The sequence below is a fragment of the Escherichia sp. SCLE84 genome (assembly GCF_012584495.1).
In the GTDB taxonomy this organism is placed as follows: Bacteria; Pseudomonadota; Gammaproteobacteria; order Enterobacterales; family Enterobacteriaceae; genus ECMA0423.
The window spans coordinates 71,008-96,595 of the sequence record NZ_CP051433.1 but is presented as its reverse complement, the minus strand read 5'-3'; the positions used below and the strand labels follow the sequence as shown (position 1 = coordinate 96,595).

General features: G+C 51.3%; 25 protein-coding genes and 1 pseudogene. All 26 read right to left on the bottom strand.

Annotated features, from left to right (window positions below; genetic code table 11):
- Positions 1-66: pseudogene (tap, locus tag HGD79_RS27020) on the bottom strand (RepA leader peptide Tap); the annotation flags it as partial.
- A gap of 244 nt (positions 67-310) precedes the next feature.
- Positions 311-559 (bottom strand): replication regulatory protein RepA, encoded by a 249-nt coding sequence (locus HGD79_RS26315; RefSeq protein WP_000083839.1) that lies wholly within the window; start codon positions 557-559, stop codon positions 311-313.
- Positions 560-798: 239 nt separating this feature from the next.
- Positions 799-1,389 (bottom strand): DUF2726 domain-containing protein, encoded by a 591-nt coding sequence (locus HGD79_RS26310; RefSeq protein ID WP_001375082.1) that lies wholly within the window; start codon positions 1,387-1,389, stop codon positions 799-801.
- 151 nt (positions 1,390-1,540) lie between these two features.
- Positions 1,541-2,167, bottom strand: a complete 627-nt coding sequence (locus HGD79_RS26305) for an NYN domain-containing protein (protein WP_000794191.1) — start codon at positions 2,165-2,167, stop codon at positions 1,541-1,543.
- 411 nt (positions 2,168-2,578) lie between these two features.
- On the bottom strand, positions 2,579-2,788 hold the full coding sequence (locus tag HGD79_RS26300; RefSeq protein WP_001297500.1) for a hypothetical protein: 210 nt from the start codon (positions 2,786-2,788) through the stop codon (positions 2,579-2,581).
- Between the two features lie 130 nt (positions 2,789-2,918).
- On the bottom strand, positions 2,919-3,479 hold the full coding sequence (locus HGD79_RS26295; protein WP_000840464.1) for a fertility inhibition protein FinO: 561 nt from the start codon (positions 3,477-3,479) through the stop codon (positions 2,919-2,921).
- Positions 3,480-3,581: 102 nt separating this feature from the next.
- A complete protein-coding gene (locus HGD79_RS26290; protein WP_000704522.1) occupies positions 3,582-4,442 on the bottom strand; it encodes an alpha/beta hydrolase in 861 nt (286 codons plus the stop codon).
- A gap of 58 nt (positions 4,443-4,500) precedes the next feature.
- Complete coding sequence (gene traX, locus HGD79_RS26285; protein WP_000205711.1) at positions 4,501-5,247, bottom strand: conjugal transfer pilus acetylase TraX; 747 nt, start codon at positions 5,245-5,247, stop codon at positions 4,501-4,503.
- Between the two features lie 19 nt (positions 5,248-5,266).
- A complete protein-coding gene (gene traI / locus HGD79_RS26280; protein ID WP_112907288.1) occupies positions 5,267-10,537 on the bottom strand; it encodes a conjugative transfer relaxase/helicase TraI in 5,271 nt (1,756 codons plus the stop codon).
- Positions 10,537-12,735, bottom strand: a complete 2,199-nt coding sequence (gene traD / locus HGD79_RS26275) for a type IV conjugative transfer system coupling protein TraD (RefSeq protein ID WP_063078211.1) — start codon at positions 12,733-12,735, stop codon at positions 10,537-10,539. The genes traI and traD overlap by 1 nt, the downstream gene beginning before the upstream one ends.
- A 50-nt stretch (positions 12,736-12,785) precedes the next feature.
- Positions 12,786-13,523, bottom strand: a complete 738-nt coding sequence (locus tag HGD79_RS26270; RefSeq protein ID WP_000199900.1) for a hypothetical protein — start codon at positions 13,521-13,523, stop codon at positions 12,786-12,788.
- 202 nt (positions 13,524-13,725) lie between these two features.
- Positions 13,726-14,457 carry a conjugal transfer complement resistance protein TraT gene (traT, locus tag HGD79_RS26265; protein ID WP_000850424.1) on the bottom strand — a complete coding sequence of 244 codons (732 nt, stop codon included), beginning with the start codon at positions 14,455-14,457 and terminating at the stop codon, positions 13,726-13,728.
- A 31-nt stretch (positions 14,458-14,488) separates the two neighbouring features.
- Positions 14,489-14,992, bottom strand: coding sequence for a hypothetical protein (locus HGD79_RS26260; protein WP_000605510.1), 504 nt, complete (start codon positions 14,990-14,992; stop codon positions 14,489-14,491).
- 14 nt (positions 14,993-15,006) lie between these two features.
- Positions 15,007-17,829: a conjugal transfer mating-pair stabilization protein TraG gene (gene traG, locus HGD79_RS26255; RefSeq protein ID WP_168848556.1), complete on the bottom strand. Its 2,823-nt coding sequence runs from the start codon at positions 17,827-17,829 to the stop codon at positions 15,007-15,009.
- A complete protein-coding gene (gene traH / locus HGD79_RS26250; RefSeq protein ID WP_000944325.1) occupies positions 17,826-19,199 on the bottom strand; it encodes a conjugal transfer pilus assembly protein TraH in 1,374 nt (457 codons plus the stop codon). Before traH ends, traG begins: the two co-directional genes overlap by 4 nt.
- A complete protein-coding gene (gene trbF / locus HGD79_RS26245) occupies positions 19,186-19,578 on the bottom strand; it encodes an F-type conjugal transfer protein TrbF (protein WP_000126338.1) in 393 nt (130 codons plus the stop codon). The genes traH and trbF overlap by 14 nt, the downstream gene beginning before the upstream one ends.
- A complete protein-coding gene (trbJ, locus tag HGD79_RS26240; RefSeq protein ID WP_001384255.1) occupies positions 19,532-19,846 on the bottom strand; it encodes a P-type conjugative transfer protein TrbJ in 315 nt (104 codons plus the stop codon). Before trbJ ends, trbF begins: the two co-directional genes overlap by 47 nt.
- Positions 19,836-20,381 (bottom strand): type-F conjugative transfer system pilin assembly thiol-disulfide isomerase TrbB, encoded by a 546-nt coding sequence (gene trbB, locus HGD79_RS26235; protein WP_000059818.1) that lies wholly within the window; start codon positions 20,379-20,381, stop codon positions 19,836-19,838. The genes trbJ and trbB overlap by 11 nt, the downstream gene beginning before the upstream one ends.
- Complete coding sequence (traQ, locus tag HGD79_RS26230) at positions 20,368-20,652, bottom strand: type-F conjugative transfer system pilin chaperone TraQ (protein WP_000624108.1); 285 nt, start codon at positions 20,650-20,652, stop codon at positions 20,368-20,370. Before traQ ends, trbB begins: the two co-directional genes overlap by 14 nt.
- Before the next feature lie 118 nt (positions 20,653-20,770).
- Positions 20,771-21,118: a conjugal transfer protein TrbA gene (gene trbA, locus HGD79_RS26225; RefSeq protein WP_001287893.1), complete on the bottom strand. Its 348-nt coding sequence runs from the start codon at positions 21,116-21,118 to the stop codon at positions 20,771-20,773.
- 15 nt (positions 21,119-21,133) lie between these two features.
- The gene (gene traF, locus HGD79_RS26220) at positions 21,134-21,877 is read right to left on the bottom strand and encodes a type-F conjugative transfer system pilin assembly protein TraF (protein WP_168848555.1); all 744 of its coding nucleotides are present in this window, start codon (positions 21,875-21,877) and stop codon (positions 21,134-21,136) included.
- Positions 21,870-22,130 (bottom strand): conjugal transfer protein TrbE, encoded by a 261-nt coding sequence (locus HGD79_RS26215; RefSeq protein WP_000864323.1) that lies wholly within the window; start codon positions 22,128-22,130, stop codon positions 21,870-21,872. The genes traF and HGD79_RS26215 overlap by 8 nt, the downstream gene beginning before the upstream one ends.
- 26 nt (positions 22,131-22,156) lie before the next feature.
- Positions 22,157-23,965 carry a type-F conjugative transfer system mating-pair stabilization protein TraN gene (gene traN, locus HGD79_RS26210; protein WP_063078212.1) on the bottom strand — a complete coding sequence of 603 codons (1,809 nt, stop codon included), beginning with the start codon at positions 23,963-23,965 and terminating at the stop codon, positions 22,157-22,159.
- Complete coding sequence (trbC, locus tag HGD79_RS26205) at positions 23,962-24,600, bottom strand: type-F conjugative transfer system pilin assembly protein TrbC (RefSeq protein ID WP_001104248.1); 639 nt, start codon at positions 24,598-24,600, stop codon at positions 23,962-23,964. Before trbC ends, traN begins: the two co-directional genes overlap by 4 nt.
- Before the next feature lie 27 nt (positions 24,601-24,627).
- Complete coding sequence (locus HGD79_RS26200; RefSeq protein WP_000069427.1) at positions 24,628-25,080, bottom strand: hypothetical protein; 453 nt, start codon at positions 25,078-25,080, stop codon at positions 24,628-24,630.
- Between the two features lie 29 nt (positions 25,081-25,109).
- Positions 25,110-25,571, bottom strand: a complete 462-nt coding sequence (locus HGD79_RS26195; protein ID WP_000277845.1) for a hypothetical protein — start codon at positions 25,569-25,571, stop codon at positions 25,110-25,112.
- Between the last annotated feature and the right edge of the window lie 17 nt (positions 25,572-25,588).

The following is a 25,588-nucleotide window of genomic DNA, read 5'->3' as shown; positions in this document are numbered from 1 at the left end:
CCATCCTGCACTTACAATGCGCAGAAGGAGTGAGCACAGAAAGAAGTCTTGAACTTTTCCGGGCATATAACTATACTCCCCGCATAGCTGAATTGTTGGCTATACGGTTTTTAGATGGCCCCGGTAATCTTTCATGTCGCCAAACTTGAAGAAGATTATCGGGGTTTTCACTTTTCTGGCTCCTGTAAATCCACATCAGAACCAGTTCCCTGCCACCTTACGGCGTGGCCAGCCACAAAATTCCTTAAACGATCAGCAATCTATCACGCACACCAGAAACAGGCAAGAATGTGATGTCGCTACATTTTAGTTAGCTAAAAGCACTCTTCTGCTTTATCAGTTCGGCAATCATCTCAGCCTGGGTAACGCCCTCAGCTTCACACATCACCTGCAATTGCGCTTTTAACGCAGCAGGAATGAACACTCTGAGTTCTTTATGTGTAGCTCGTTTTCTTGCCAGGGATGCCTGCTGACGTTCTGCAAGCGTCAGAGGATTACCTTTTCTGTATGCTCGCTTTGTACCTGATGAGGAAGTCACTGCATTTTCTGTCTGCGACATCTCGCCTCCTCAATACTCAAACAGGAATCGTTTCGCAGAGGATACTACAGTTTTTTGAAATCAGCGACTTGAGAATTGTGACGAAGATCTGTGTTGGCGCACAAATCAACGGGGATTACTGTCGTTTAATGTGATTTAAACTGTGAAATAGTATGGTTTTCAGTTATGGAAACGCCGGGAGCGGGGAAAACTTGCTTTTTCCCGTTTCCGGGGTTGGACAACTGAGCAACGCGAAGGCGTCAGCTACGATGTTCCGGTGACTGCTGGGCAGCCCCTGTTGTATTCAGCCATTCTCCGGTCATCTGCAGCAGTTTTCTGGCATCGTGGCTTCTGAGCAACGGAATACCAGCCTGCCTCAGAACCTCTTCAAGAAGAATATCCCGGCGTCTGCGTTCAGGTCGTAAATGGCTGGCATCATCCAGCTCTACTGCTGCAACAATACTGAACGAACGCCGCTCAACGATAACCACATCAACATGCCACTGAGACACCATCCTGAATAACTGCCACCACTGGCGTGATCGTGGCCGGATATTCCCGTTCAGCTGGACGATATCTGCGACCCGTACCTGCGGACACAGATACCACCGCTTCATATCCACAATTCTGAACAGTCCTTTCATGAAACTGACCTCTCTTTCTGTCAGCAACGTTTTCTGACGCTGCCAGTATTCACCGCTGACCAGTATTCGCTCAGCTTCACCGGGGCGTATGCCTGCTGCATGTAACCGTATCAGTGCGGGAGGACAGTTTTTACTCCTCCGGAATATTATCCGGACAGACAAAACAGCTATAATAATAACAACCACAATGAAAATAATTAAATTCATTATTATGTCCTTAATTGCATATGAGTCCAGATGAACGAATGTAGTTTTCACCCGAAGTAAGACTCGCAATATTTATCCCATGAATTTCCTGAACGTTATCAGAAATACGACAAACCAGATCTGCAACAGATAATTCTGTTGTGATAAGGGGTCACCGCCTCGTTAACCAGACAATTTTATCAGCCTGGATTTTAATTACCCCACGACGAACCAACTCACTACGTATACTCACAGCCCGTTCTTTATGCCATTCTCCTCGCATATGCGATTTTAAATAATTATTAAACCCCTCCACTGACACCGGTAAATTCCGCACATCACTTCCGGATGCCTGCTGCATTCTGTTAGCCCACCGGATAATAACATCCCCCTCAGGGACAATCAGGTGAGATACCGGCAAATGACTCTCAGCGTGCTCTGGCGCAATACGTTCGCAACGAAAACCCCGTTTTTGCAGAGTATGAATTATTCCATCATAGCCTTTATCGTTTGAAATAATATGCCAGGTGTTGTTTCCGGCACTGCAGCACGTCATCCTGCCGAGCTCCATAACAAGGTGAAAGTCAACATTATTCTTCGAAATGTTATCTATCTGTCTGATACTCACTCTGATATTATCTGGCCAGGTATCAGCAGGTAAGACCACTGTTTGCTGAAGTGGACCAGCAAATAAAATCAAATCGGTATAATCAGCAAGCGATATATTTCTCAGATTGCAACAGTTTTCATAATCAATGAGCGCAATGCGTAATGCTTCATTTCTCATCATGTTTTTCATTATATATTCACTATAATAAAACAGAATAAACTGCAACCCCGACGTCGTGTATCTACCGATCTGGTTAAGTTTTCATTATCGGGATATAAAATATTGTCTGCCACCAGTCAGGCTGCCCGGAGTTCCGTGAGTGATATCACAAATCAATAAACCACCACTTAATTCATAAACATCCTTGTGTCACTATAAGCCGGTCGGTTATCCGGTGCGCCATGAGTAATCCGTTCTGAAGAACGGAAATACAGAGTGCCAGGTTGTCTCACATAATACAAAAGCAAATCTCATGCATCATTCAGCCTCCTTACCCTGGAGAAACGGAGGCTGTTTTTTTATATTCCTGAAACACCATCCGCAATGATTCATCGCTGGTGAGTTTTATGAATTTAATCTCAAATATGCCAGCCTCTTTATTTATTCCTTCCGTCCATATTTTCGGCATCGTTCTGCGCGTAGCCGGGCAAATCGTCGCCAGTCCGCCCGGGGAGCAATTCCGGCGGCCTGACACCACGCCTCAGCAGCCTCCATCCAGAATCCACGGATTTCCAGATTAACAGCCCTGTGTCCGGTACGCTGCCAGCGCCAGACCTGGCCGTTTCGTGAACTGTTTCTGAATCCATTCATTTTCCTGTCCCCCTTTAGTTGTCAGTATTATTGTGATAAATAATTCAGTGGACTAGTTTTCTTTCGGGTACGGAAGTTATTTCCTTTTAAGCCTTATTTCCCTGCCTCCCCTCTCTGAGGGAGGCTTTTTTTATTTCTCATCAAGCACGGCCTGAAGTTCTGCCTTTATCCGGTTCTGGCGGCGGATTTTATCCAGACGCGCTGCCGCATACGCTTCCTCCTCCTGAGAAATATGCTCCGTTACATACCCTTCCGTGTCATACCGGCAGGCACCGGCTTTCATGGCACACAGATAGCTTTCTGAACGGGTGATGGCCTTCAGCGCCCTGCGCAGTTTTTTATGCGAGAGCGGGATGTTCCGCTGCGCCACATCTTCCAGTAACACGTCCCGGATACCGCAGGCCAGAAGCCGGGGCGTGTCACCGTCAAATAATCCCGGCCACCAGGGTTTCAGGGTATTCACGGCCTCATCCAGTGTGGGCAGGTTCAGATAAATGGACAGCGCCTGTCTGGCCTGCGCTTTTTTTGCCGCCAGCTCTGCTTCCCGGGCTGCTTTCTCGGCCAGCTTCTGCTTTTTCACCTTCCACTTTGGTGGCGTGGTGACATTGATGATGGTTTTCCGGCTGCGGACAGGCGTCTCCCCTTCCGTTTTCCGCTTCAGTGTCAGTACCGGTCGTTTTTGCTCTGCCATGCTTACTCTGACCTTCGTGAAAATATGCCCTGCAGGCCGTTGAAACAACTCATCGTAACAGGAAGTTAATTTCAACGACCTTTAACGTATAAATACTGACAATTAAAGATATTGTTTAAACCATTGTGTCTGCACAGCTACTACACGTTCAAAAAACGCGCCTTCATAAATATCATAATGGCATGCATCAGCTTCCTCGTATAATTCCTTAGTACCAGAAGCAACAGCATCATATAATGCTCTTCCCTGTTCCGGTGGATTAACGCTATCCTGGCCGGCAATAACAACCAAAACTGGGCACTGGACGCTGGCTGCACTCTCTGCCGGTTTATATTGCAACGTTTCCATGACCGTAAGGAAAGGTATTTTTATATCCATTTCGGGATGCCGGGCTTTGATTTTCTCGAAGAATACCTTCGATTCATCATCACTTAGTACCCGTGTAACCCCCACAAACATCTCTTTCCCGGTGTTTTTCTTCTTTTCTGCCATTTTATTCAGCGTGGACAGAAAAGACGCTCTCTCCGATTCATTCATCTCTCCGGTAACCAGAACATCACCGTCAGCAAAAGCCAGCTGGCTGACAATACATTTTACGCGTTGGTCCTGCGCAGCTGCACTGAAGACATGCCCCCCTCCCAGCGATGTTCCCCATAACCCAATACGCTGATTATCAATACATTCCTGCTTTTCTGCCCAATTGATAACTGAAATAATATCTTCGGTCTGCATTGCAGGAACCAGACGCCCTCGTTCTCCATCACTCTCACCGAATCCTCGATAATCAAAAGTAATCGTTGCGAATCCTGCTTCTGTGAAGGCATTCGCAAAGCAAGGGAGCAGAACATTCCTGATACCGCAAAACCCATGGCATAAGATAATCAAAGGATGTTTTATATTTCCTTCAGGAACACGAAATGTCAGGGCAATACCTTCAGAGAGTTTGTGATCCGTAATTTTCATAAATATCCTGTGTTATGTTGTTTATTAATAATCAGAATCAGCGTCAGTATCATACCAGTCACAACGCCAGAACGCCCAGCACAGCCAGATGACAGGCGTAGAATACCGGGAAAAAATCCCCGGGCCAGAAACGGGGTAATGATTTTCCTGCACACGACACCAGACCAACGGTCAGCACCGTCATCACAAGGCCGGCCACCGCCGCTGCATCACTGGTGGCAAGGTTAAGCGCCGGAATAACAGCCAGCAGGCAGGCGACCAGCGCCAGACGTTCCGCTCTGTCTTCCGCCCGGTACAGCCGGTGGCTGACTGCCAGCATCAGCAGCCCGGCAATGCCGTAACTGGTGCCGGACAAAGGCCCCCACAGGGCCATCAGAAGAATGGCCGCTGCTGTACGCCACCCACTGCGCGTTTCACACCACGTCAGCACCTGTGCCGCCACTGCAAAGGCAAACAGGATATTCCCCTCATACCAGGGAAAGCCGGCCAGATAATATGCGAACTGAGCAATAATTCCCCATCCCCACAGCCGGTTAATGGCCGGTTGCCGGATATGCGCATGACGGGACAGATTCAGCCCCCACACCAGGGCAAACAGCGGAAAGGCTCCTCGCCCGGCCAGAAACATCCAATCCTGCTTCAGCTGGAATATCAGATTGATGTGGTCCAGTACCATCAGCACCAGTGCCACCGTTTTGATGATATCCCGCTGTCCGGGTGACCAGACCAGAAACGACTGCAACCAGGTATCGGTCCGTGCAGCCAGTGAATCGTTACGTGTCGTGTTCGTGTTATCCGTTGTCATCAATGTTTGTCTTCCTGTATCAGTCTCCGCCCAGGGTTTTCTCTTTCTGCAGGTCACGGACCATATCCCGCTCCATCTGCTGCAGACGCTCCTGCAGCAGATTTTCCCGGGCAACCTCCCGGACCGCTTCCCGCTCCCGTTGTGATTCACGCAGCACACTCTCCGGCAGTGCGGTTTCCCGTTCAGAAGTGGCAGTCCGGTCACGTTCCTGCCCGGCAATCTCCCTGACAGCCTGCTCTGTTTTGCCATCCGGCAGGTCAGGTTTGTTCTCTGCCATTTTACGGACAATTTCATCTGCGCGACGTTCCGTTTCACGGCGGATGGCCTCTTCAGCCTGCCGCTGTGCCAGTACCTCTGCCGTGACCGGTTCGCCATTTCCGGCCCCCGGCTGGACGCTGTTGTCCGGGATGTCCCCCCACACGCGGCCACCGGTGATGGCACCGGGATTCCACGGACGACCTTCACCGGCAATTCTCACCACCACACCGCTGTCAGGATTATCACGGGCAATCCGGACACCATCCTGCATATTATCAGCCAGCAGGCTTTCTCCGTTACGGCTGCCCTGCAGGGCCACGAACTGCGCATCCCCGCTGCCTTTCACCCGTCCTTCACCACTGAATCCCCGCAGCCCGTTTCCGTCATCCGTGGTCAGTGGGTTCAGCCAGATACCGGCGGACCTGCCGTTACGGTCAAACGCCGGCAGTGCCACATACGGCTGCGGATATTTACGTCCCGGAGCAATAAACCGTGCAGGACTGTCTCCCCCGGCAAGCCCCGCCTGACGGAGAACGGCACGGCCTGCCGCCACGTCCCGCAGTTCCCGAGCCGTACTGAACAGCCGCTCTGCATTCATGACCTCCCGGTCCGGTTTCGGTTCAAACACATCGTGGGCCGTTCCTTTCTGTACGGCATTGTTGATGGCATCCGTCCAGCCCTGACGGTTATCGGTGTACACCTGCACATGCTGCTTCATACGCGACAGGGCCACGTAGGCTGACTCAAAGCCGGCCATCAGTTTCCGGTTACCTTCCGTGCCTTCAAGCGCGATGGCAAAGGTTTCACTCGCCCCCTGCGCACCGTGGGCGGTGATGGCATAGGCCAGGTCAATATGTTGCTCTGCCCGCTCCTGACCGGGGCGAATCACCCGGGTCTGCTGGCCGTCCGACAGCGTGACACCGTCACCAGAAACCGCTGTCACCGTCCAGACGCTGTTGGCCACATAACCGCGCTCCCGGTCACTCTTCGTGAAGCGCATCCGGTCACCGGTCCCCACCCGGATGGTGTCCGGGGTGTACAGTGTGACACCTTCAGCCACCGCCTCCCGGGGCGAAATCAGCCGCGTGTTACCTTCCGCATCCTCCAGGGTTATCAGCCCGTCATCCTTACTGATACCGGCAATCCGGTGATACACATTATCCACCAGGGCAAGTGCGTCCCGATGTGTCTCCCAGGTGGAGAGACGACGCAGCTCCCCGTCGCGTATATTCGCTGTGTTCAGGACAGGCACCATGACCTGCTCTTTTCCCAGCTCACCGGCCTTTTCCCGTGCATCATGAATCATGCTGTTCAGTACGCGCCGGTCCTCATTCAGGTGCGTGACAATCAGCGTCTGCTCCCGTGCTTCCGGTGTCCTGCCGGTATAGTCGCGGACAATGGCTTCATACAGTGTCATGGGGACATCCGGAAAAGCCTCGCCGTTCTGCATCGCCTTCTGCTGCGCTTCTGCCAGTTTCGCTTCCTGGCTGTGACTGAACTCCGTCACGGAGTGCTCCGGTGCCCATGCGCCCTCCAGACGTGGCACCTGAGACGGTTTCACACTCTCAAGCCCGGACAGTGCCCTTTCCACATCCCGGTTAATCAGGCTGTATACCGCCTCCCGCAGTTCCGGCGTCTGACGCACAATCTCCTTCATGATGGCCACATCGGCAGCACTGCGCGTCTGCTGGAGACGGAAAGGCTGACCGGGCGCGATGGCCTGCAACTGGTCCGTGTCACCGCTGGCCACGGCACGACCGCCACCGGCCGCAATCAGGGCGTATGCCCGTGCCATGTCGGTATTGCCCACCATAGAGCTCTCATCGAGCAGGAACAGCGTGTTGCTGAAATCCGGCGTTTCTCCGCTGCGCTGCAGCAGCTGCGTGTCATGCAGAAAGGACGCCAGCGTCTGTGCATCCACGCCGGCGCTGCGCATCTCACCGACCGCACGGTGCGTGGGCCCCAGCCCCACGACACGGGGACGTTCACTCTCCGGCAGCATGTTCACGGCTGACATCACCGCCCGGAACTGTGTGGTCTTACCCACACCGGCATAGCCCTGCACCACCGTGAAACGGTCGGACGTTTCCAGTATCATGCGGGTAGCGGCACGCTGTCCTGATGTCAGTTTCTCCATGAGTTCGCCAGGTACTCTCTCCATCAGCGGCGTGACCGCCTCCTTACCTTCGAGAATATGGCGAAGAATGCTCTTTTCTGCCTCATACGACGCACGGGAAACCAGCAGACCTGTGCCATAGCCTTTTGCCACATCCACATACAGTAAATCACCCCGTTTTATCTGCGCATTGATTTCCCCTCCCAGTTCAGTAAAACCGGTTCCTTCTGCAGCAAACGACTTTGCCTCTGTCAGCAGGTCCACCATGCTGAAGGCCAGGTTTTTACTTTCCACCACCGGAAGGGCAAGATGAATGGCCTGCTGTGCCGGCGTGTGAAGTGCGGACTTCTGATGACTGATAGCCGTTTCCAGCGATGTCTCACCGGCCCGCGTCTTTATCTGCTCAGAAACCACCGTAAAGGACGGATGGCGGGCAAGTTTTTCCGCAGTACGGGTTTCATCCAGTGAGGAATACAGCCGGACATCACGACCACTGCGGGCCAGACCGTTCAGGGTGGCATTGTCCATTGCCATCTGTGTGACGGAGGCAAAAACCGTCGCACTGTCGCTGACGGAATGCCCGGGCGTTTCCACCCAGCCGTTCTCCAGCTTCAGTGCCGTGAACGGTGAATCGCTCACAGGCAGGGTGGCCGGTTCAGCCCGTCCCGGCACAACAACCGTCATCGCGTCCTCACTGACGGACGACACCTGCAGGCGGTCACCGCCGGAGACGCGGAGTCCGGGAATTTTCCCTGTCACCCTCAGACGCTCGCCGTCTGCCACCGGCATTTTTTCCGGCCGGAACAGCGACCAGCTGCTGTCCAGAGAAGAAATACGCACCACCTGCGTTTCGCCCTGCGCATCCCGCAGGGTCAGGCTGTGACTCTGCGCCGTCACCCGGTCTATCACATAGCGGTCATGACTGCGTGTCTCCGGGTTCCACTGCTCCATCACCATCCCCGGGCGGTACATATCCCGCAGATAACGACTCCGGCTGTCCAGCCAGACCGGTGACAGCGCGGTCATGGTCACCTCCGGATGTCCGAGCACGCCCTGCGTTTTCAGCTCACTGCGAATGGCCTGTGTCAGTATGGCCTGTTCCCGTACCCCGCTGACCTGTGCCACGCTCTCTTCTCCGGCTTTCACGCTGGCCGCAAAATCCCCGGCCAGCCGGGCATAGCGGACATTACGGTCCGGTTCACTGATGATGGTTGCCGGTCGCTGTTCTCCCCCCTGCCAGCGATATGTGTTCACCCCGGCATCCCTCATGGCCATCAGCGCACTGCCTGTACCGGTTCGCTGCCCGCTGTCGGTTATCAGGACCTGTACGTTATGACGTGCGGCACCGTCCAGCAGGGTTAACGTCTCTTTCAGGGAGAGTTTTTCGCCCTGGTCAACGATAACGGTACTGCCCGGCGTGAAGATCATGCCCTCCTGCAGCTGACGACGTCCGGTTATCAGCTCACCGGACAGCCGTTCATCCTGCTTCAGGTTCATCTGCGAGCGACGGTCAGCAGCGATAATCTGCACTTCCCGCCCCTGCTCCCGGGCCATCATGACCAGTTCAGCCACCCGCTCACGCTGCCCGGCGGCTCCCCCCTGCCCGGACACAATGGCCAGCGACGGGCGATCCTGTGCCAGAACACTGACGGTATCGCTGTAACCGGCCGTCCGGGGGACACTTTTCTCCGGATGTACGGTCACCCGGTTCTGTTTCATGATGTCACGACTGAGTGCCCGGACTGACAGCTCATCGAGCACATGAATCCCGGATGTGAACAGCCCCTTCTCACGGTCAAGGGGGATAAGCTGCTCACGGCTGATGGCCTCATCGATACCGGCGCGTGCCCGTTCAATCACACCATTTTCCGGCGGCAGTATGCCGACCGTCCTGGCCAGCACGTCCGTATACGTGAACTGCACTTTTCGTTCACTTAATCCGGCAATCGCCTGTGTCACCGCCTGCTGCACATCCGGCCCCTCCTGTGAAACAGCCCCGGGCGCCTGCGTGCGGATCTCCGCACGCTGATCCGCCGCGTCACGATATGCCCGGATGTCGAACCCGGTTTCCTTCAGCGTCTGCATCCATTCAGCCATTCTGACTTCAGGATCGACGTGCTGTTTGGATTTTCGCGTATCCAGTGCCGCCACATCCCGGGATTTCAGCGAGGCATCTTCCCCGACGGCCTCCCGGATAGTCTGTGAGCGTCCGGAAAAGGCCTCCACCGGTACGCCCGGCATCTCCCACATACCGTGCTTACCCACCACTTCGGTTTCATAGCCCAGCGCCTCAACCTGCTCTTTCAGTTTTTCCCGGTAGAGCCTGCCAAAGGCAATCTGATTAGCGTACACATTCTCAATGAACCCCGTTTTCCCCACTTTGTCACTGCTCAGTGTCTTCCACTCACCGTTATACTGCGTGACATTAGCCACCACCGCATGCGTGTGTAACTGTGGTTCCTGATCGCGACTGGTGTCGTGGTTAAACAGTGCCATCACCAGATTACCGGTCAGTACCGTTTCTGACTGTCCGTCCGTCATCACCCGTGTGGAGGCCAGCGCCTCCACCTGACGAACAGCAAAGTCCACGGCCTGGTTATGTGCATCAATCAGGCGCTTATCGCCACCTAACATGGCCATCATGGAGACACTTTTGGGGGCGGAGAAGGTCAGGTCGTAGCCGGGACGATGCTTATTACTGCCATCCTGCATGCGGCTTAGATCCGCTCCGTCCGGCAGCCTTCCCTCCAGAAGACGGGTAAAAACATCCTTATCGACACTGCCCTGCAGTCCCAGCTGTTCAGCCCCCTTGCCGGCCCAGCGTTCTCCCATGCTGCCCAGTACATAGTAATTATCCTTGTCGGTATAATAGTTACCGGCACTTCCGGCCGATCTGACCTGCGCGATACTCATCATCAGAAATCATCTCCCGGCTCAACATCCTCCCCGCGCTCCCGGTGCACATTAATGTTCACCTCTTCACGACGCTGCATCTGCTGCTGGATGTCCGGATGATTTTCCTGTTGCCATGCCTCATAAGCGGCCATATCCACCACTTCACCGGATTCACTGATCCCGGGTGGCAGTTGCTGTTCCATCTCTTCTTCCGGTTTCATTTTCAGCTCCTGCTCGATCCCCCCTGCCGGAACACTCACACCTGCATCTGACTTCTTATCATTGATGACAGAAGACACTGGCTGTTGTGGCTGTTGTGGCTGTTGTGGCTGTTGTGGCTGTTGTGGCTGTTGTGGCTGTTGTGGCTGTTCAGCCTGAGTCACGCCTTCTCCGGAGGCAACCTCCGGTTCGAAGAGGCTGGCCATCTGGCGACCTTCTGCTTCCCTTGCAGCAAGTACGGCACTCAGACGGTTCTCCATTTCCGGGTTGATGTCACGCGGAATAAACTCCGGAGCGACCTTCGGTCGTGTCTGATATTTCAGGGAGAGTTTTACTGCCGGATACGGTCCGGGCAGGGTGACATAACAGGTCAGATCCGGCAGAGACTGAATGTCGGAATAACTGACCAGCGTCTGGCGCTCCATATCCTTACCGGTCGATACCCCGTCACGTACCGGATCAGCACCGTAGGAATACTGCTCGCTGGCTTTCAGGTGCTCTTTCTCACCAATCTCACCGGCAGCGAACTCTGCAATCTTATGGCTGGGAGAACGGAAAAAGGCACGGGTGTTCATGACGTCAAACAGCGTGGCAGCCGCTTTCTCACCGTAGATATCTTCCAGCTGGGCATAGGACTGGATACCAAACACATAACAGCCACCGAACTTACGGGCTTCCGGCAGGATCTCCACCAGATCCGGCAGTTTGTGTAACGTGGGTAACTCATCACAGAAAAACCACACACGACGGTTACGGTTTTCTCCCATTGCCAGCAGACCACGAATGGCAATGGACAGCCACATGGAGATCACAGGCTTCAGGGAGGCATGGGTGTCGGCGTTCGACGAAATAAACAGCCAGCCGTTTTTCTGATCTTCCCGGACACCCCGCATCCAGTCACGGATGGTAAAAGACTCACCGTTATGCTCAATCCCCTGCAGGTAACGGATGGCTTTCACGTAGTTGGTCAGCACAGCACGGATGGAAATCGCCGTTTTCTCAATTTTCTCTTCCACCAGGTTGGCCGCCGGTGAATTACGCAGGAAGGTACGCAGTTTTTCAATTTTGATGGAAAGCAGTGTGTCCACCAGTTTGCTGTAGCTGCGGTTGGGGTCATTACGCATCAGGTACGCCGCTTCCGCAAAAATGGTACGTCCTGACCCCTGCCAGAACGGGTCCTCTTTTGTACCCATAGGGATCAGAGTATTTGCGGTATTATCAAAATCCGGCTGTGTCAGGCACTCCTTCCACAAATCCCATGCGGCACAGCGGGCATCCAGCGGATTCAGGATTTTATCGATGGAGGGATCATAGTAACTTTTAACAAATTCCCCTGAACGGTCATAAATCACCACCATATCACCGCGCTGACGGGCGTAGTTGGCCAGACGACGGATAACCTCCGACTTACCGGCCCCGACCGTGCCGTGCAGACAGAAGTTCTGGATTTCGGAATCCCGGATAATCGGCAGGTCGCCAATCCGGATATCGGAATCCTTGCCGTCTTTTTTCAGCATCCGGGCAACGTCTTTCGGATTGTCTGTCAGCTGACGACCACCTGTGACTTCATTTTCGCTCTGTTGTTTACCCTGACGCCCCAGAATCCAGGAGACAACAAAGAAGGTGATCAGGCAAATAACCAGGGCCACGACAGACGCCAGAACGAATGCGGACCATAGCTGCTCACCGCACCAGATCATATATTTATCATGCAGTACCTGGGCAGCGTTCATCCGGAAGGTTTTGCCGTAATACTGAATCTCATATACTGGCTGGGACCTGATTAAATCCCGCATGCCTTCCAGCGTGGTACACCACCAGTAAATACAGCCGTTCACAAACGTCTGCCAGCTTATTTTTACCCATAAAATCAGACCAACGAGTATCCAGAAAAAAATAAACAGGCAGTAAAGCATGATATTGGCGATCTGGCTGAACATGCGGATACGCATGGACGCAATCTGACCGCCCTGGGTCATATCCTTTGCGTTAAAACTCATGATGAAACTCCGGGAAAATCTGGAACAGGGCAGAAAAGGATGATGTGGGGTTAATTCACAGAAACAGACCAGGTGTACCCTTTATGCCGGTGGTGATACCCGCCTGCAGCCCTGCCGGAAGAGACCTTCTCTGTAACAATGTCAGTCAGGCGCAATACTTCAGACCAGTCACTCCCATGCGGAAACTGGATCTGAATAAAAAGGCGTACCCGTTCACGGTGATCCAGAACTGTGTCCGGTTCATAAAAACGGCCACTGTCAGGAGAAACACGGGACGTTTTATTGATGAGATCATACTTATCGGCAGGAGACTGCGATGAAATCGCCCAGGTGATATTCTCCGCCTGGTGGCCATCAATACGACTGCTCCCCGGCGTCCATGCAATTTCCTGCGCACTCGCCACGATGATCTCCCTGGAAACTTCAGCCAGCTTTTTGGGTGTACAGAATACCGGTGCCAGCACACACAGGGACAACAAATTACAGCTGACCGCCTCCGGTTTAAGCAAATTGCTCCCGGATTTTTCAGGAAAAGATATTTTTTCCAGTATTTCAGTTAATTCCTTATGCCTGAGAGAATTAATAAAGTACATGATAAGCATCATGAGAAACAATATAACAATAAGCCCTCCGATAACCACTAAAAGGTCAGTATCAATATTATTGCTGTACAGATAGTCTTTAGTGGTCACTGTATTATCCTGTATCACCGGGGGGTATTCAGTTACAGGCTTCTCAGTAAATTGATTATTCTCACCAACATATTCAGCGATATTGTCTGATGTCATAATGACTTTCTCCGGAAGATCCCGGCTTCGCCGGCAACACTTCACGGTCGCACAAAGAATTTGCACAACCGCTCAGTGTTTTCATATTTATTTCGGAAACGCCGGGAGGTGACAAAATTTATTTTGTTACATCCCGGGGTTGGACAACGAGCAACGCGAGGCGTCAGCAAGGAGGCCGGTCAGACCAGCCTCCTGACGAGGTTCAGAGAATATTTGCGATTGATTTGGCCAACTGGTCTTCGAGAACAGGCTTCGCCTCTTCAAATTTCAGGTTAACCTTGTTCGCATTTGAGACCACACGGGTCTGGTATTTATGCTGGTTACCTGTTTCAGTACTGGTCTGAATTTTCGCACCTGATGTGCCCTGACGCAGGGCGGCAACATTGTCCGTTGTCACCGTTGCCTTAGTACGCTCTGCAATCTGCACATCCGTGATCATGGTATAGTTCACATCTTCCACCATCGCATCTGCAGCCATACCCACCAGACCGGCAGCAAGGCCCACACCGAGTGTGGCACCGGCAGAACTGGAATTATATCCGGTGATACCGGCACCTAACGCTGCACCAACTGCTGCGCCTTCATAACCACGGTTCAGCCATCCCTGAGATTCCCGCAGATCCATCTTATCGGCCTTCAGCACATTCGCCTGAATCCAGTAGTAGGCTTTATCCGGAGAAGTCACCACCTGATATCCTTTTGCTTTCACAGCATCAGCAATTTTGCCCTGCAGCCCACTCATGTCTTTATCAGACGTGTTTTTGATCTGCAGAAATACCGTGCGTTCGCTGGCGGGTTCAAGCCAGATGGTCTCACTCATCTGAGTCTTCACCTCAAGGTTACGCTTCTTGATTGCTGTGCTCATCGCACCACACCCTGAAAGGGCCAGAGTGGAACTGACCAGTGCAACCATCATCAATTTTTTTGTTTTCATCAAATTACCTTTATTACAAACCACAGTTTTCTTATCGCCTGTCATCATAGTCCTGCCAACAAGTCCCAAAAGTATTTCCTGCTGAATCAAATCCTCCATGCATAGCTAATCCTGTTGCCGGATTAGTACGATAAAAATCCACATAATCAAAATTCACATCATCAAAATCCAGATGCAAATCTTCATTAGTTTGTTCATTTACCTGAGATTGCATCCATTCTCTTACACTTACACAACCACTAATTCGCCTTAATTCGTATAGTGTACCAATGATAAAAACCATCAGGCTTAATAACGGAGAGAGTAAGGAAGATACTGGCATCAGTATATACCAAACGCCTTTACTGAATTTAAACTCATCCGACACATGCCGTTTTTTTCGTATTTGAGAAAATAACCATATAAACAATCCCTGCCATAGTACAATAAAGCACAGGATAAAAACTGTTTCGGCACTCCCCCAATCAGCCAGATAACAGGCAATGAACTGTATCACCGTCACCAGAGCAATATGAGCTAAATTTTTCATTATCATCTCCCCATACAATATTATTGCTTGTGCTTATCCTGATACTCCTTTGCTCTTTTCATCAGTTCCTGTGGACTGTCAGCCCCGGGCATTCTTTCCTGACCCGATTTTTCTTCATTATATTTATTATACTGAGATAATGCCTCTGTTTTATGGTGATTTTGTAGTTCAGAATACTGTCTTCCTACAATATTTTCTTCGCCACGTATGCTGCTCTGAGTATCTCCGATATTGCCTCGGTATTCTGTGACCATATTATCAACCTGATGTTTTACATCATTACGGATATTACTGTCCTGCGTTCTTTGCTCAATAATGGCCTGATGCCCCTGATGATCAGCAATAATATCCTGGCTGCCACCCCCCGAAGGTACGCTCTCCATTCCTTTACCGATGTCCCCACGGGATTCACGCCAGGCATTATCAACACCAGGCTGCACCTGTTCCTGAACAAAAGACCACGCCATAGCCCGACGGCGTTCTGCAATCTCCGGTGAACTGGTGTTTGTCAGAATAGCTTCGGCATCCTGCGGCGCGTGTTTCATCACATACTGTGCAAACTGTTGCGACAGGTCTTCACTCATCTGCCCACTCATGCTTTCAGTACGGGATGCCATTTCAGCATATTCATGGCTGCGGGTCATATTCGTCGTGTACTGGTCGTAACTCTGTTTTGCTGAGTTCAGGGCTGCAGACAGCTGGTCCACACGGGAATCGGCATTATTGTCCGTATGGCTGCCGGATTCACTGACCTTGCGACTGGTAAAGTAATCGCTGGCCTCTTTAAAGTCTTGTGTAGCCCTGGCATCGATATCATGGCGAGCATCATGGCTGGCCCGTGAACCACTGCTGGCCTGATGCGCATCCTCATCACTCCAGTCAATACTTGCCCGACCACCACCTCTAACACCTACGCCACCACCAACACCAAGAATTTTAGGTTTAACCCCCCATTCAGCATGAGCATCGCCATACATCCCCGCAGAACCTCTCGTACTTCTTGATGCCAGTTCTCTTGTCGCCTGCTCATTACTGATATTATGCGCCTTCGCATAGCTTTCCACTGCGCTGCGCATACGGCTGGCCATCATGGAGTCCTGAGCACTCATCGTGCTGTCAGCACCACCGGTGACAGAATCACTGCTCCCCCGGTTAGAACCAAACTGACTGAGCGTGTTCCAGGCACTGGCAATACTGCTGCTGAACCCATGCAGGGCACTTTCTGCTCTGTTCGATGCTTCTCGGGCCATTTCCTGTTGTGCCGCCGCAATCTGACGCGTTGCATTGATGCCGACCGGTAACCGGGACATCGCTCCGCTTGCATCCATCACCATATTACCGTCACGGGTCTGTGTGGCGGTTGCGCCACTGCCGGTCTGGTACATCATCTGACCAAACGACGTGGTGCTGTTGGTGCTCCAGCTGAAGCCGTTAACGTTCTCCGTCTGCATGTTGCCGTAGGAGTAATTACCGTCAACCACACTGCCTGCTGCACTGGCGGTCGGACTGATAGCAGAGGAAGCGAAATGGCTGTACACACTGGAAAATCCTGCCCCGAGCCCCCTGACCATCATCCAGGATAATGGCGGGATCATCATGGAAAGATACCCGGCAGTGGAAGCCAGATCGGAGCATTTCAGCTGTATCTGTGAAATTTCCGAGAGCACCACCGGTGCACCATTCTGCTTTGCATAAAATGTCATGGCGCTGTTCAGAATGGCGTACAACATTGGCCATGACTGCAACCACATCAGGGCAAACACATAGCCTTTCAGGACGGACAGCGTCAGTTTGTTGAAGACAGCCGCCAGTACCAGGAGCGGGAAAATACCGATGGCGATCCCCGTCAGGATGGTCTGCGTCATGGGCAGTGTCCGCATCGCCACATGACCGATGGAGACATGTGCCAGACGTTGCTTCTCCATCGATGATGTGGTGGCCAGATTCACCAGGCTGGCCGAATCACCATTACGTGCGGCATAACTGGTGATCCCCTCCTTCAGCGCATTGATGGTGACATTCTGGCGGATGATCTGGCTGGCTGATTTACTTGAGCCATAGAAGTAACTATAACTGTCGCCAATCAGCGTACTGAACAACAGGTTCGGATCAGGGCGTCCACCAAATAGCTGCTGGGCATAATAATGCCATGTTTTTCCGCCACTCTGTGTGTCCAGATTCAGCTTGTCTTTCAGCGAAACCGACGCGTCCTTACAGGTCACGAAATTATTATTGCTGTCATAAACGCCCCGCAGCGGACTGGGGCGGGAAAAAATCAGCGTGTAAGGATCAGCGGAGGCCATCAGTTCCTCCAGCGTGTATTTGTGGTTCAGGTAAATATCCCCCATCACGCAGTTCTGCACATAATCCTGGAAAAGATTGGCGATTTCCGGATTACGGGACAAAAAGTCGGTGCTTTTTGATACCAGTTCTGCGCCAAACAGCATCCCCGTTTTGCTGTAGGTGACACTGTCCGGTTGCGTGAAGATCATCTCGTAACTGGCCACCATTGCATGCCCGATACGGGTCGTCAGTGAAAGTGGCATCGCCAGTCCGACCGGCACATTATCCACCCGGTGAACTTTGACCAGGTCACTGTTATCAATAATCTGCACCGATGTGCGGACATTAACCAGCAGGCTGATAAGCACAAACACGGCCACCCAGCCCAGCAAATCCATCACGTTGTGCCGCTGTACCCACATCACGGCCACCGCGAGAACAGACAATGTGAGCGCAATTTTTTCAATGGAATCCCACGTCCTGGTTCCCATAAAGGCGGCAATGGCGTTCAGGTTATTCCGCAACCACTCACCACCGGCAATCACATAAACTTCATTCACAGCGTGCTCCCTCCGAAGTGATAGTTGTTCTGGTAACGACTGAGCATGCGGGCGGAAAGCTGCTGACGCATGTAGCTCATCTGACGATCGACAACCAGCAGCGCATCCTGCTGTACCTGCACCTGTGACTGAAACGCCGCAATCTGCCGGGTGGCATCATTCATGTTGTCGTTAATATGTTCGATAACTGCTTCGTCATAATTTCCTGTGGCCACCATCGCCCGGGCCTGCTGTATCAGCTCCTGAATGTACTGCAGCAGGATGTCGTAACCGATATAGTCCGTCAGCTGGTAAATCATACTGTTGGAAACACCGAGCATCTGCGGGTCAACCAGGTATTTGAAGACGGGGATGGTGGTACTGGAAATAAAGCCTTTTTCCTTGTCATCCAGAGGCGTGTCACTGACCGCCTTGTTCTGAATGCTGGCCAGAAGTTTAGTAATCTGAGACTTCAGTGCATTATCCCGGCTGATGGTCACCGGTGTGTCTGCCACCACTTTCAGGCATTTATCAGAATCGTTGCAGTGATAAATTTTTGCTGTGCCGCCTTCCATCATAGCCCGGATAATTGAGCGGTCAGTGGTTCTGGCCGACAGCGGTGTGATTTCGCCGTTGGGACCAAACACCAGTGAGCCGGTCAGCGTCATCACAAACTCTTTCAGCTCTTTGTTGCCGTCAAACATTCTGTTTTTGGAAAGCGCATTCCACATGATGTTAATGTTTTTGGTCACCCGCTCCTTATCCTTGTCGCTGGCTTTATCCCTGACGCTGTCAGATTTCCCGCCAACGGTACATCCCTGCCGGGAAGCCGCCCAGTCAGCAAAAATATTGCTCTCACCGGCAATGTCCTGACAGACTTTTTGCTGGGACACCTGCGTCCGGGGGAAAAGCCCGCCGATAATCCCCTGCGCCGCCTGGCAGGAACTGAGGTTCATACTGTTAATGTCGCTTGCCATTTTCTGCAGGAAGTCTTTTGCGGTTTTAATTTCCGGCACCGTTGTCTGCAGGGCAAGGTCAAAAAAGTAACCGGCAGCATTGCTCATAATCTGCTTAACAAAACGCTGCAGCTGCTCGCCATTAATAAAACTGAACGAACCGAGGTAGGCATCGATGCCGCCACATCCGGCATTGATATCCGGCAGCGTCATGGAAATCAGCTGAACATTTTTGACCTGAGTACGGGCATACAGGGAGCCGCCGTAAGCATAGCCGGCAGCCTGCCCCTGCCAGACGCCCGACTGTGTGGTATTGGAGGCGAAGCCCAGCTTGTTAAAGAACTGATTCATGTCGCTGTTCACATCCGCTGACGCTGCAGGCGTCACCGTCAGTAAGGCGGCACAAAGAATAAAAAGAGGCTTAATGCGAAGCATTATTGCTGCCCTCCCTTAATGTGTTCTCCCGGCGCATACGGCGTTTCAGCAGGAATATCATGATATTTCCGAATATTAATTCGCACATTGGGGACAGAAAAAATGTAACAAGAAACCCTGCTGCCAGCGCCCATAACGTAAACGGAATGACTTTCATCAGAACATTCCACATATACTGGAAATTAAGTAATTTCGGGTCGGCCATCCATGAATCAATACAGACATCGAAAATAACGTGCATAACTGCCCATAAAACAATTCCGGCAACAAGGAAAACAATAAACAAATCAAAATATCTGTCAGAATCCCTGAAACTATACTCAATATTCCGTCTAATTTTTCTGATTTTGAATTCCTGATTCTTTTTGTTTGCTGTCATTATAAGTTTCCTCTGATATTACTGATGATTCATTCAGACCGGTCATGCGGCTGTAATATATTTCAGACACCAAAATCCATCCCACAATTGCCCCCACAAAAAACACAACAGAAACAGAAAAGGTAAGACACAGCGAAACGACTATTTCTACAGGGCTGGCGGGATAAAAAAGCCCCTGACGGATAAAGGGGATATTCAGGCTGACGATTATTCCCGTCGCGATGCCGGATATTCCGGCAATGAGTAACACCACCTGCTTATTTCGCACCTTTTTTTCCTCTGTACATCTGCAGAACGGTATCCATCCGCGCCATAAAACCGGCGGCATCCGTTGCCCCCTGTAAAAGCGGTAATGCCTCAAGCGTGTTGACGTTGACCAGGAAGGTGGTCGGTGTGGCCACCGGGATATTCGGGAAGAAGGTCTGCATTACGTCCGGTGGCACCGGCAATGCCTCCGGAAAGGCGGTATCCCCCTGACCATCCAGTGTGTAGGGAAAAACGGAAAAGCCGTACTGCTGTGCCAGCTGTTTCAGTACCGGGTCAAACTGGTGACAGTAAGGGCAATGCCCCTGCATAAACAGCACCACCTTCCAGTCGGCCAGGTTAACCTGCCTGCCATTACTGAGGCGGAACCAGCGGGGAGCCGGCTTTTCTGTCCTGGCTGACGTGTCTGCTGCCGGTTGTGCAGGCTGCGCGGCCATACCCTGCGGATTCCAGAGTCGTTCAATTTCATCCCGGGTGGAGGCCTGCACACCTGTGGCCATCATCAACAAAATGACCGGCAGTAATTTAGTGAGAGACATGTCCGCCCTCCTGCTGCTCTGCCATCATGGCCTGTTGCCTGGCTTCCAGTGCCTCACGCTCTTCCCGGCTGACACGGGCAATCCATGCATCCAGCACCTGGTATGCGCCGAACAGCACAAGGATGGCCGCAATCAGCTCCGCCAGAAAAAAAGCCATCCAGGGTTTGCTGTAAACAAGACGGGCGACGATATGAAACCAGACACCCAGGGAAAATACCCACATTCCCGTAATATCAAGCCGGGGTAAAGAGAATCTGCGTTTACTTATCATGTTAAACTCCGGTTATTATTTACATGAGAGTATTTATGTCTGTAATATTCGCGTTTGTGTGATATTAATCAGATCAACCTCATTATTTTGTATGGTTTTTATTACCGTTTTATATGACTTAGCCTGTCATAAGCCCCCTTATAAAAAACCACATCACTCCGGACCATACTGATGACAACATAATACAGATAAATATTCTTCTGAATCCGTCGAAGCTCGTAACGTTCGGTAATGAGCCAATAACCATTGGAACAACCATTGCTGCGCCCTGATTCATAATTGCACCACACAGAAACCAGAGACTGGCAGTCAGCACATATAAACACGCGATATTAATAACAAGGAAAACCAGCGAACTCAGGAGAAACATTTTCCTGTCATTACGCTCAGAAAAGAAATAACCGGCAATAATGACAAATATTAACAGAACAACACCTGTAAACAGTTTCAAATAATCTTCACTCATAAATCAAATCCGCGATTAAAAATTGGGTTTAAAATCTTCAGAAACGTTCAGGAACTGTTTTGCCAGGTCGTCCTGCGAAATAAAACCGTATGATAACGGACGAACACTGCCCTGTTTCGGGTCAACCAGCATCATGGCCGGGAAATATTTCACGCCGAGGCGCTGCGCCTGCCCCTGGTCAGTCCGGGAATCCGGCAACAGCGGATTAATCACACCATCCACGGAAACGGGAATAACACTCAGACCATAGGTATCCCTGAAGCCATTAATGACCTGCGCCAGCTGCCCGTCGATGGGGTCCTGCCCCCGGTAAAAGAACATGATGCCGTAGTGTTCAGCCAGTTTCGCAATGGCCTGTCGCTGCTGCACCTGGTCTGCCGCCAGCTGGTTCCGGACCGTGCCGTTGTAATGGCTGTACTGCAGGTTATAGTCCAGTTCGGGATGCGCCAGCATGGCTTTTTTGGCGCTCATGGTGAAAAGCCCGGCCTGCTGAGTCCAGTAATTCTGCAGCCGGAAATATTTCACAAAATTATCCACGCCGGGATACAGAATAGCTTCGTACAGCGCCCGCTTTGTTGCCGTCTGCAGTGCGGCCAGTTTCTGTATAATGTCCGGCTCCTGACGGGGGGCTGCAGGTACTGGTTTATTTTCTTTTTCCTTCGGATTTATTTTCTCGTTATACCACTGCCAGCCTGCATCTTTTCCTGACGCCGGAAAAATAAAGCAGCAGAGTAACAGTGGCAGTAATGCTTTATTCATCTTCATTCCTTTCATCACTTTTTCTTTCATCATCAGGTTTCTGCAGGTCAGTCAGGGCAGAAAAACAAAAATACAGAATAAACAGGAGCACACCGGAGTAAAAAATAACGAAAGCAGCAGCAAGTATCTCACCTGCAGTGGTTTCTTTTACCGTATCCCACGACCAGATAATTACCGGGGAAATGACAATCGCTGTAATCAAAAGCCGGATAAGAAAATCAATAAAACGGTTCGACGTGAATATGACTTTCATCATTTTCCCCGGTTATTTTCCATACCTTACTGTCCTGCCTGTTTCAGCTGGTCAGCAATCTGCTCTTTCACTTTCTGCGTCAGAACACCACTGTCCGGGATTTTCTGGTTATTCATCAGGTCTTCGTAGAAGTTAGTGAAATCCAGTCTGTCGAACTGAATTTTCTGCAGCTCATCAACCGTAATCCCCCGACAGTCAGGATGCTTCGCACTGCCAAAACTGATACGCAGCTGACCGTTGCGCCCCTGCTGCTGGACTATCTGCGCCAGCTTCGAATCAAACTGACAGTAACTGCGTTTTTTCTCCAGGCAGACACCCAGCACTTTCTTCGAACAGAACTCTCCGACACTGACGGTCAGTTTGTTTGATTTTGCTTTAGCCAGGGCTTTTTCATCACTGCTGCATTTGGCCAGCCCGATATCCTGTCCCCAGCCGCTGTCCTTACAGCAGTTGCTGTATCCGGCTGCAGCCTTCTTACAAAATTTCGCCTGACCGGTGAAAGCACGGACATCCACCCCGTTCAGCGCCGCAACATCCTTACCTGCTGCGGCCAGTGCCGCCAGCTGAGAAACGGCTTCGGCAAAATCATTACTCTGCCCGCTCTGAGCCTTATCGCATTCGCCATCGAGACAGAAGACGTCTCCCCCACAGACCATCACTTTCCCGGATGTTTTTGACTCACAGGAGTACGTGGCATATTCATGCAGACAGGCACCTTCTTCGGAGTAAAAGGCGCACTGGTGTGACACCAGGGTACAGGCAGGATTGTCGGTGTAGGTCTGACAGGTTCCCTTGTCTGCTGACTGTGTGACATACGTGTCCCGGTATGCCCAGCAGCTCTGGTACATGCTGTATGACTGACCGTCTTTCACCAGCGTCCTGTTCCCGCCAGCCTCCGTACATTCTGTTTTTGTCAGTTTCCCCAGCTCCTTGCTGAACGGGCAGCTTTCAGACCAGACAACATACGGGGTGTACGAGGCTTTTTTTACCCTGACAACCAGACGCAGCTTCATTGCCGTATGACGTTTGAATTTTGTATTCCCGACCCGGACGGGGTGAGATGACGTAAAAGCAACACCGGCAGTCAGTGTTTTCTGTACTGGTGTAAATGAGGCATCTGCTGAGTATTTGGCATTCCAGCTCAGTGGGGTTCCCAGTACTGTAATTGTCATAGGTACACTCTTCTGCAGGTAAGTACGACTCCAGCTGTAATGCGCATCGACAATTTCACCGGTAACGGGAGAGGTAATGGAGACAACATACTGACCATTCACTTCACGTGCAGGTAGCTGACTCATTTCATACTCCAGCGTCCGGGTTTCCCATGTGGTACTCCCCTGCAGCTCCATACGGGCAGTTCGTGTGCAGTACTGCTCCACCTGTAAATCCCGCTCACAGGTGTAATTCGTGTATTCACTCCGGCTAATCTCCTGCGCACTGCACTGCTGCCCGGTGTTTCCCACAATGCTGTCAGCCCGGTTCACCACATCCCTGCCGGTCTGGATAAACGGTGCATCCGGTGAAAGAATGTCTTTCGGCTTGTTCATGAATGACTCTGTAATGGTTTTTCCGGTTTCACCGGTCGCCCATTCCGTGGTGCCGTCATTTTTCAGGCCGCTATCCCCGCCGGCAGTCACGCCACCGTAATATTTTGTCTCGTCCGGATTCGCGTTATAGCCGGGGATACTCTCCTGTGGCTTAAAGCCCTGAATACTGCTGCTTCCCTGTCCTTTGATCTGGTGAGCAAAATCAGAGCCGGCCCGGTAATCACTGTTGCTGTCAGCCAGTGCCATGCCGGCAACCAGAGCCAGTATCAGAGGTAAAATACGTTTCATTTCCCGGAATCTCCTTTCCCTGCCAGTAAATCATGAGCCACCTGCCGGCAGTCACCCGTGGCGGCCACTTTCTCCAGCGCCTGGCCGACCCGCAGGTTTCCCCGGATGATGTCGTATCCCTGACTGCAGAACACCACCAGTGCCGGTACACTGCGAATGCCGTACTGTGAAAACAGCGTCGGGTCGATCTGAACACCATCAGTCGCGCCGTCTTTCACCAGGGACAGCACGGCTTCAGCGGTGGTCTTCAGGTCATTGTTCACCATGCCCCGCAGTGTGGCGGGTATACCGTAGTGCCGGGTTTCGCCCAGCATCCGTTTCAGCCCCTCTTCGGGAATGGAAAACGACACAAAATACAGGGCCCCCTGCCGGGGTTTCCCGTCCTGCGAAGCCTGCTGTTTACGAACCAGCTCATCCAGGAAATGGTTATCTGAACGCTGAAGGGGGTTCTCCAGCACCTGTTTCTCCGCCCAGGCCTTCAGCTGATGGTCAGGTTTTTCACGCAGTTGTCTGCTTAAATTTTCCTGCTGCTTCAGGAACTGGCGGTTTTCAGGAGTGTTCACATTGTCTGAGGCATGAACAGTGATATGCATTCCTGCAGTCAGGGCAAAAAGCGCAAATGTTTTCCAGTTCATGATATATCCTGATGGCATTGTTACAATTTAATTACCCGTAGGGTTTTCTCTCAATTTTTCTGCCAGTTTTAAAAAAGCATCAAACTCTTTCTGACCTGCGCATATTTTACTGGCTGTAATCGACACGGTTATTCCTGATGTGTTATTGGCAGAGTCTTTAATATCATTATTATGGACGGAGACATTATCGGGACTGAAAATATAAACCTTTTCTCTGGGATAATCCCTGTCCACATCCTCCCGCCACTGAATCTGTTCTTTATCAAAACGGTGATACATTATTGAGGAAAACCGGCACAACCAGTCGTCAATACATGACAGCTTATCCAGTAATTGTTGCGAATGACGGACCTCACAGGCAAGCTGCCGACACTCCATAATGCACCGTGACACACCACCATTTGCATTCACAAGCGCTTTCATCTCCAGCAGAACACCCATATCAAGTATTCTGGAGCCATATTTTATATTATTACTCATTACACCCTCCTCTGTTTTTGTTTACACATTTACCTGGCATAAATATTATCTGTATTACGATGCCTTGATGGCGTATAAACATTGCAACTCCTTTCTCTGTCAGAATTGAAGGACAATGCAATAACACCATCAAACAACAGTTCGATAAACTCAGACTCACATGAGTCTGCAACCACAACCAGGCGTTTATGATATTTTCTGGCCTGTTTAATTAACCTGATAACTTTTGATGTCATTTTCTTTTCACACAGCCTGACTCCATCAAGGATTAACGTCTTTTCAGGTGTATTCAGAAAATCAAAATTATCAATATTTTCATCACAAAGCCGGTTGTACCCCGCAGAGTTAAGAGTTTTAAAGTTGTAATACCGGGAATCACTATCACTGATTCTTATTTCAGTCAGGAGAGTTGACTTGCCGGTATCTTCTTCCCCCTTAATCAGAATGCGGTCTTTAAAGTTCAGCATTAATTCTGTTGCCTGTTTATACATAAAAAATCCTTCAGAAT

Coding starts and splice junctions, on each gene's coding strand:
- HGD79_RS26260 (WP_000605510.1), bottom strand. CDS start 14,992: ATGATAATGAAAAATTTAGCTCATATTGCTCTGGTGACGGTGATACAG.
- traQ (WP_000624108.1), bottom strand. CDS start 20,652: ATGATAAGTAAACGCAGATTCTCTTTACCCCGGCTTGATATTACGGGA.
- traT (WP_000850424.1), bottom strand. CDS start 14,457: ATGAAAACAAAAAAATTGATGATGGTTGCACTGGTCAGTTCCACTCTG.
- trbC (WP_001104248.1), bottom strand. CDS start 24,600: ATGAACTGGAAAACATTTGCGCTTTTTGCCCTGACTGCAGGAATGCAT.
- HGD79_RS26270 (WP_000199900.1), bottom strand. CDS start 13,523: ATGACATCAGACAATATCGCTGAATATGTTGGTGAGAATAATCAATTT.
- HGD79_RS26300 (WP_001297500.1), bottom strand. CDS start 2,788: ATGAATGGATTCAGAAACAGTTCACGAAACGGCCAGGTCTGGCGCTGG.
- traF (WP_168848555.1), bottom strand. CDS start 21,877: ATGAATAAAGCATTACTGCCACTGTTACTCTGCTGCTTTATTTTTCCG.
- trbA (WP_001287893.1), bottom strand. CDS start 21,118: ATGAGTGAAGATTATTTGAAACTGTTTACAGGTGTTGTTCTGTTAATA.
- HGD79_RS26315 (WP_000083839.1), bottom strand. CDS start 559: ATGTCGCAGACAGAAAATGCAGTGACTTCCTCATCAGGTACAAAGCGA.
- traD (WP_063078211.1), bottom strand. CDS start 12,735: ATGAGTTTTAACGCAAAGGATATGACCCAGGGCGGTCAGATTGCGTCC.
- HGD79_RS26295 (WP_000840464.1), bottom strand. CDS start 3,479: ATGGCAGAGCAAAAACGACCGGTACTGACACTGAAGCGGAAAACGGAA.
- trbB (WP_000059818.1), bottom strand. CDS start 20,381: ATGTCTCTCACTAAATTACTGCCGGTCATTTTGTTGATGATGGCCACA.
- traN (WP_063078212.1), bottom strand. CDS start 23,965: ATGAAACGTATTTTACCTCTGATACTGGCTCTGGTTGCCGGCATGGCA.
- HGD79_RS26305 (WP_000794191.1), bottom strand. CDS start 2,167: ATGAAAAACATGATGAGAAATGAAGCATTACGCATTGCGCTCATTGAT.
- HGD79_RS26200 (WP_000069427.1), bottom strand. CDS start 25,080: ATGAGTAATAATATAAAATATGGCTCCAGAATACTTGATATGGGTGTT.
- traX (WP_000205711.1), bottom strand. CDS start 5,247: ATGACAACGGATAACACGAACACGACACGTAACGATTCACTGGCTGCA.
- traI (WP_112907288.1), bottom strand. CDS start 10,537: ATGATGAGTATCGCGCAGGTCAGATCGGCCGGAAGTGCCGGTAACTAT.
- HGD79_RS26290 (WP_000704522.1), bottom strand. CDS start 4,442: ATGAAAATTACGGATCACAAACTCTCTGAAGGTATTGCCCTGACATTT.
- HGD79_RS26195 (WP_000277845.1), bottom strand. CDS start 25,571: ATGTATAAACAGGCAACAGAATTAATGCTGAACTTTAAAGACCGCATT.
- HGD79_RS26310 (WP_001375082.1), bottom strand. CDS start 1,389: ATGAATTTAATTATTTTCATTGTGGTTGTTATTATTATAGCTGTTTTG.
- traH (WP_000944325.1), bottom strand. CDS start 19,199: ATGCTTCGCATTAAGCCTCTTTTTATTCTTTGTGCCGCCTTACTGACG.
- HGD79_RS26215 (WP_000864323.1), bottom strand. CDS start 22,130: ATGAAAGTCATATTCACGTCGAACCGTTTTATTGATTTTCTTATCCGG.
- trbF (WP_000126338.1), bottom strand. CDS start 19,578: ATGACAGCAAACAAAAAGAATCAGGAATTCAAAATCAGAAAAATTAGA.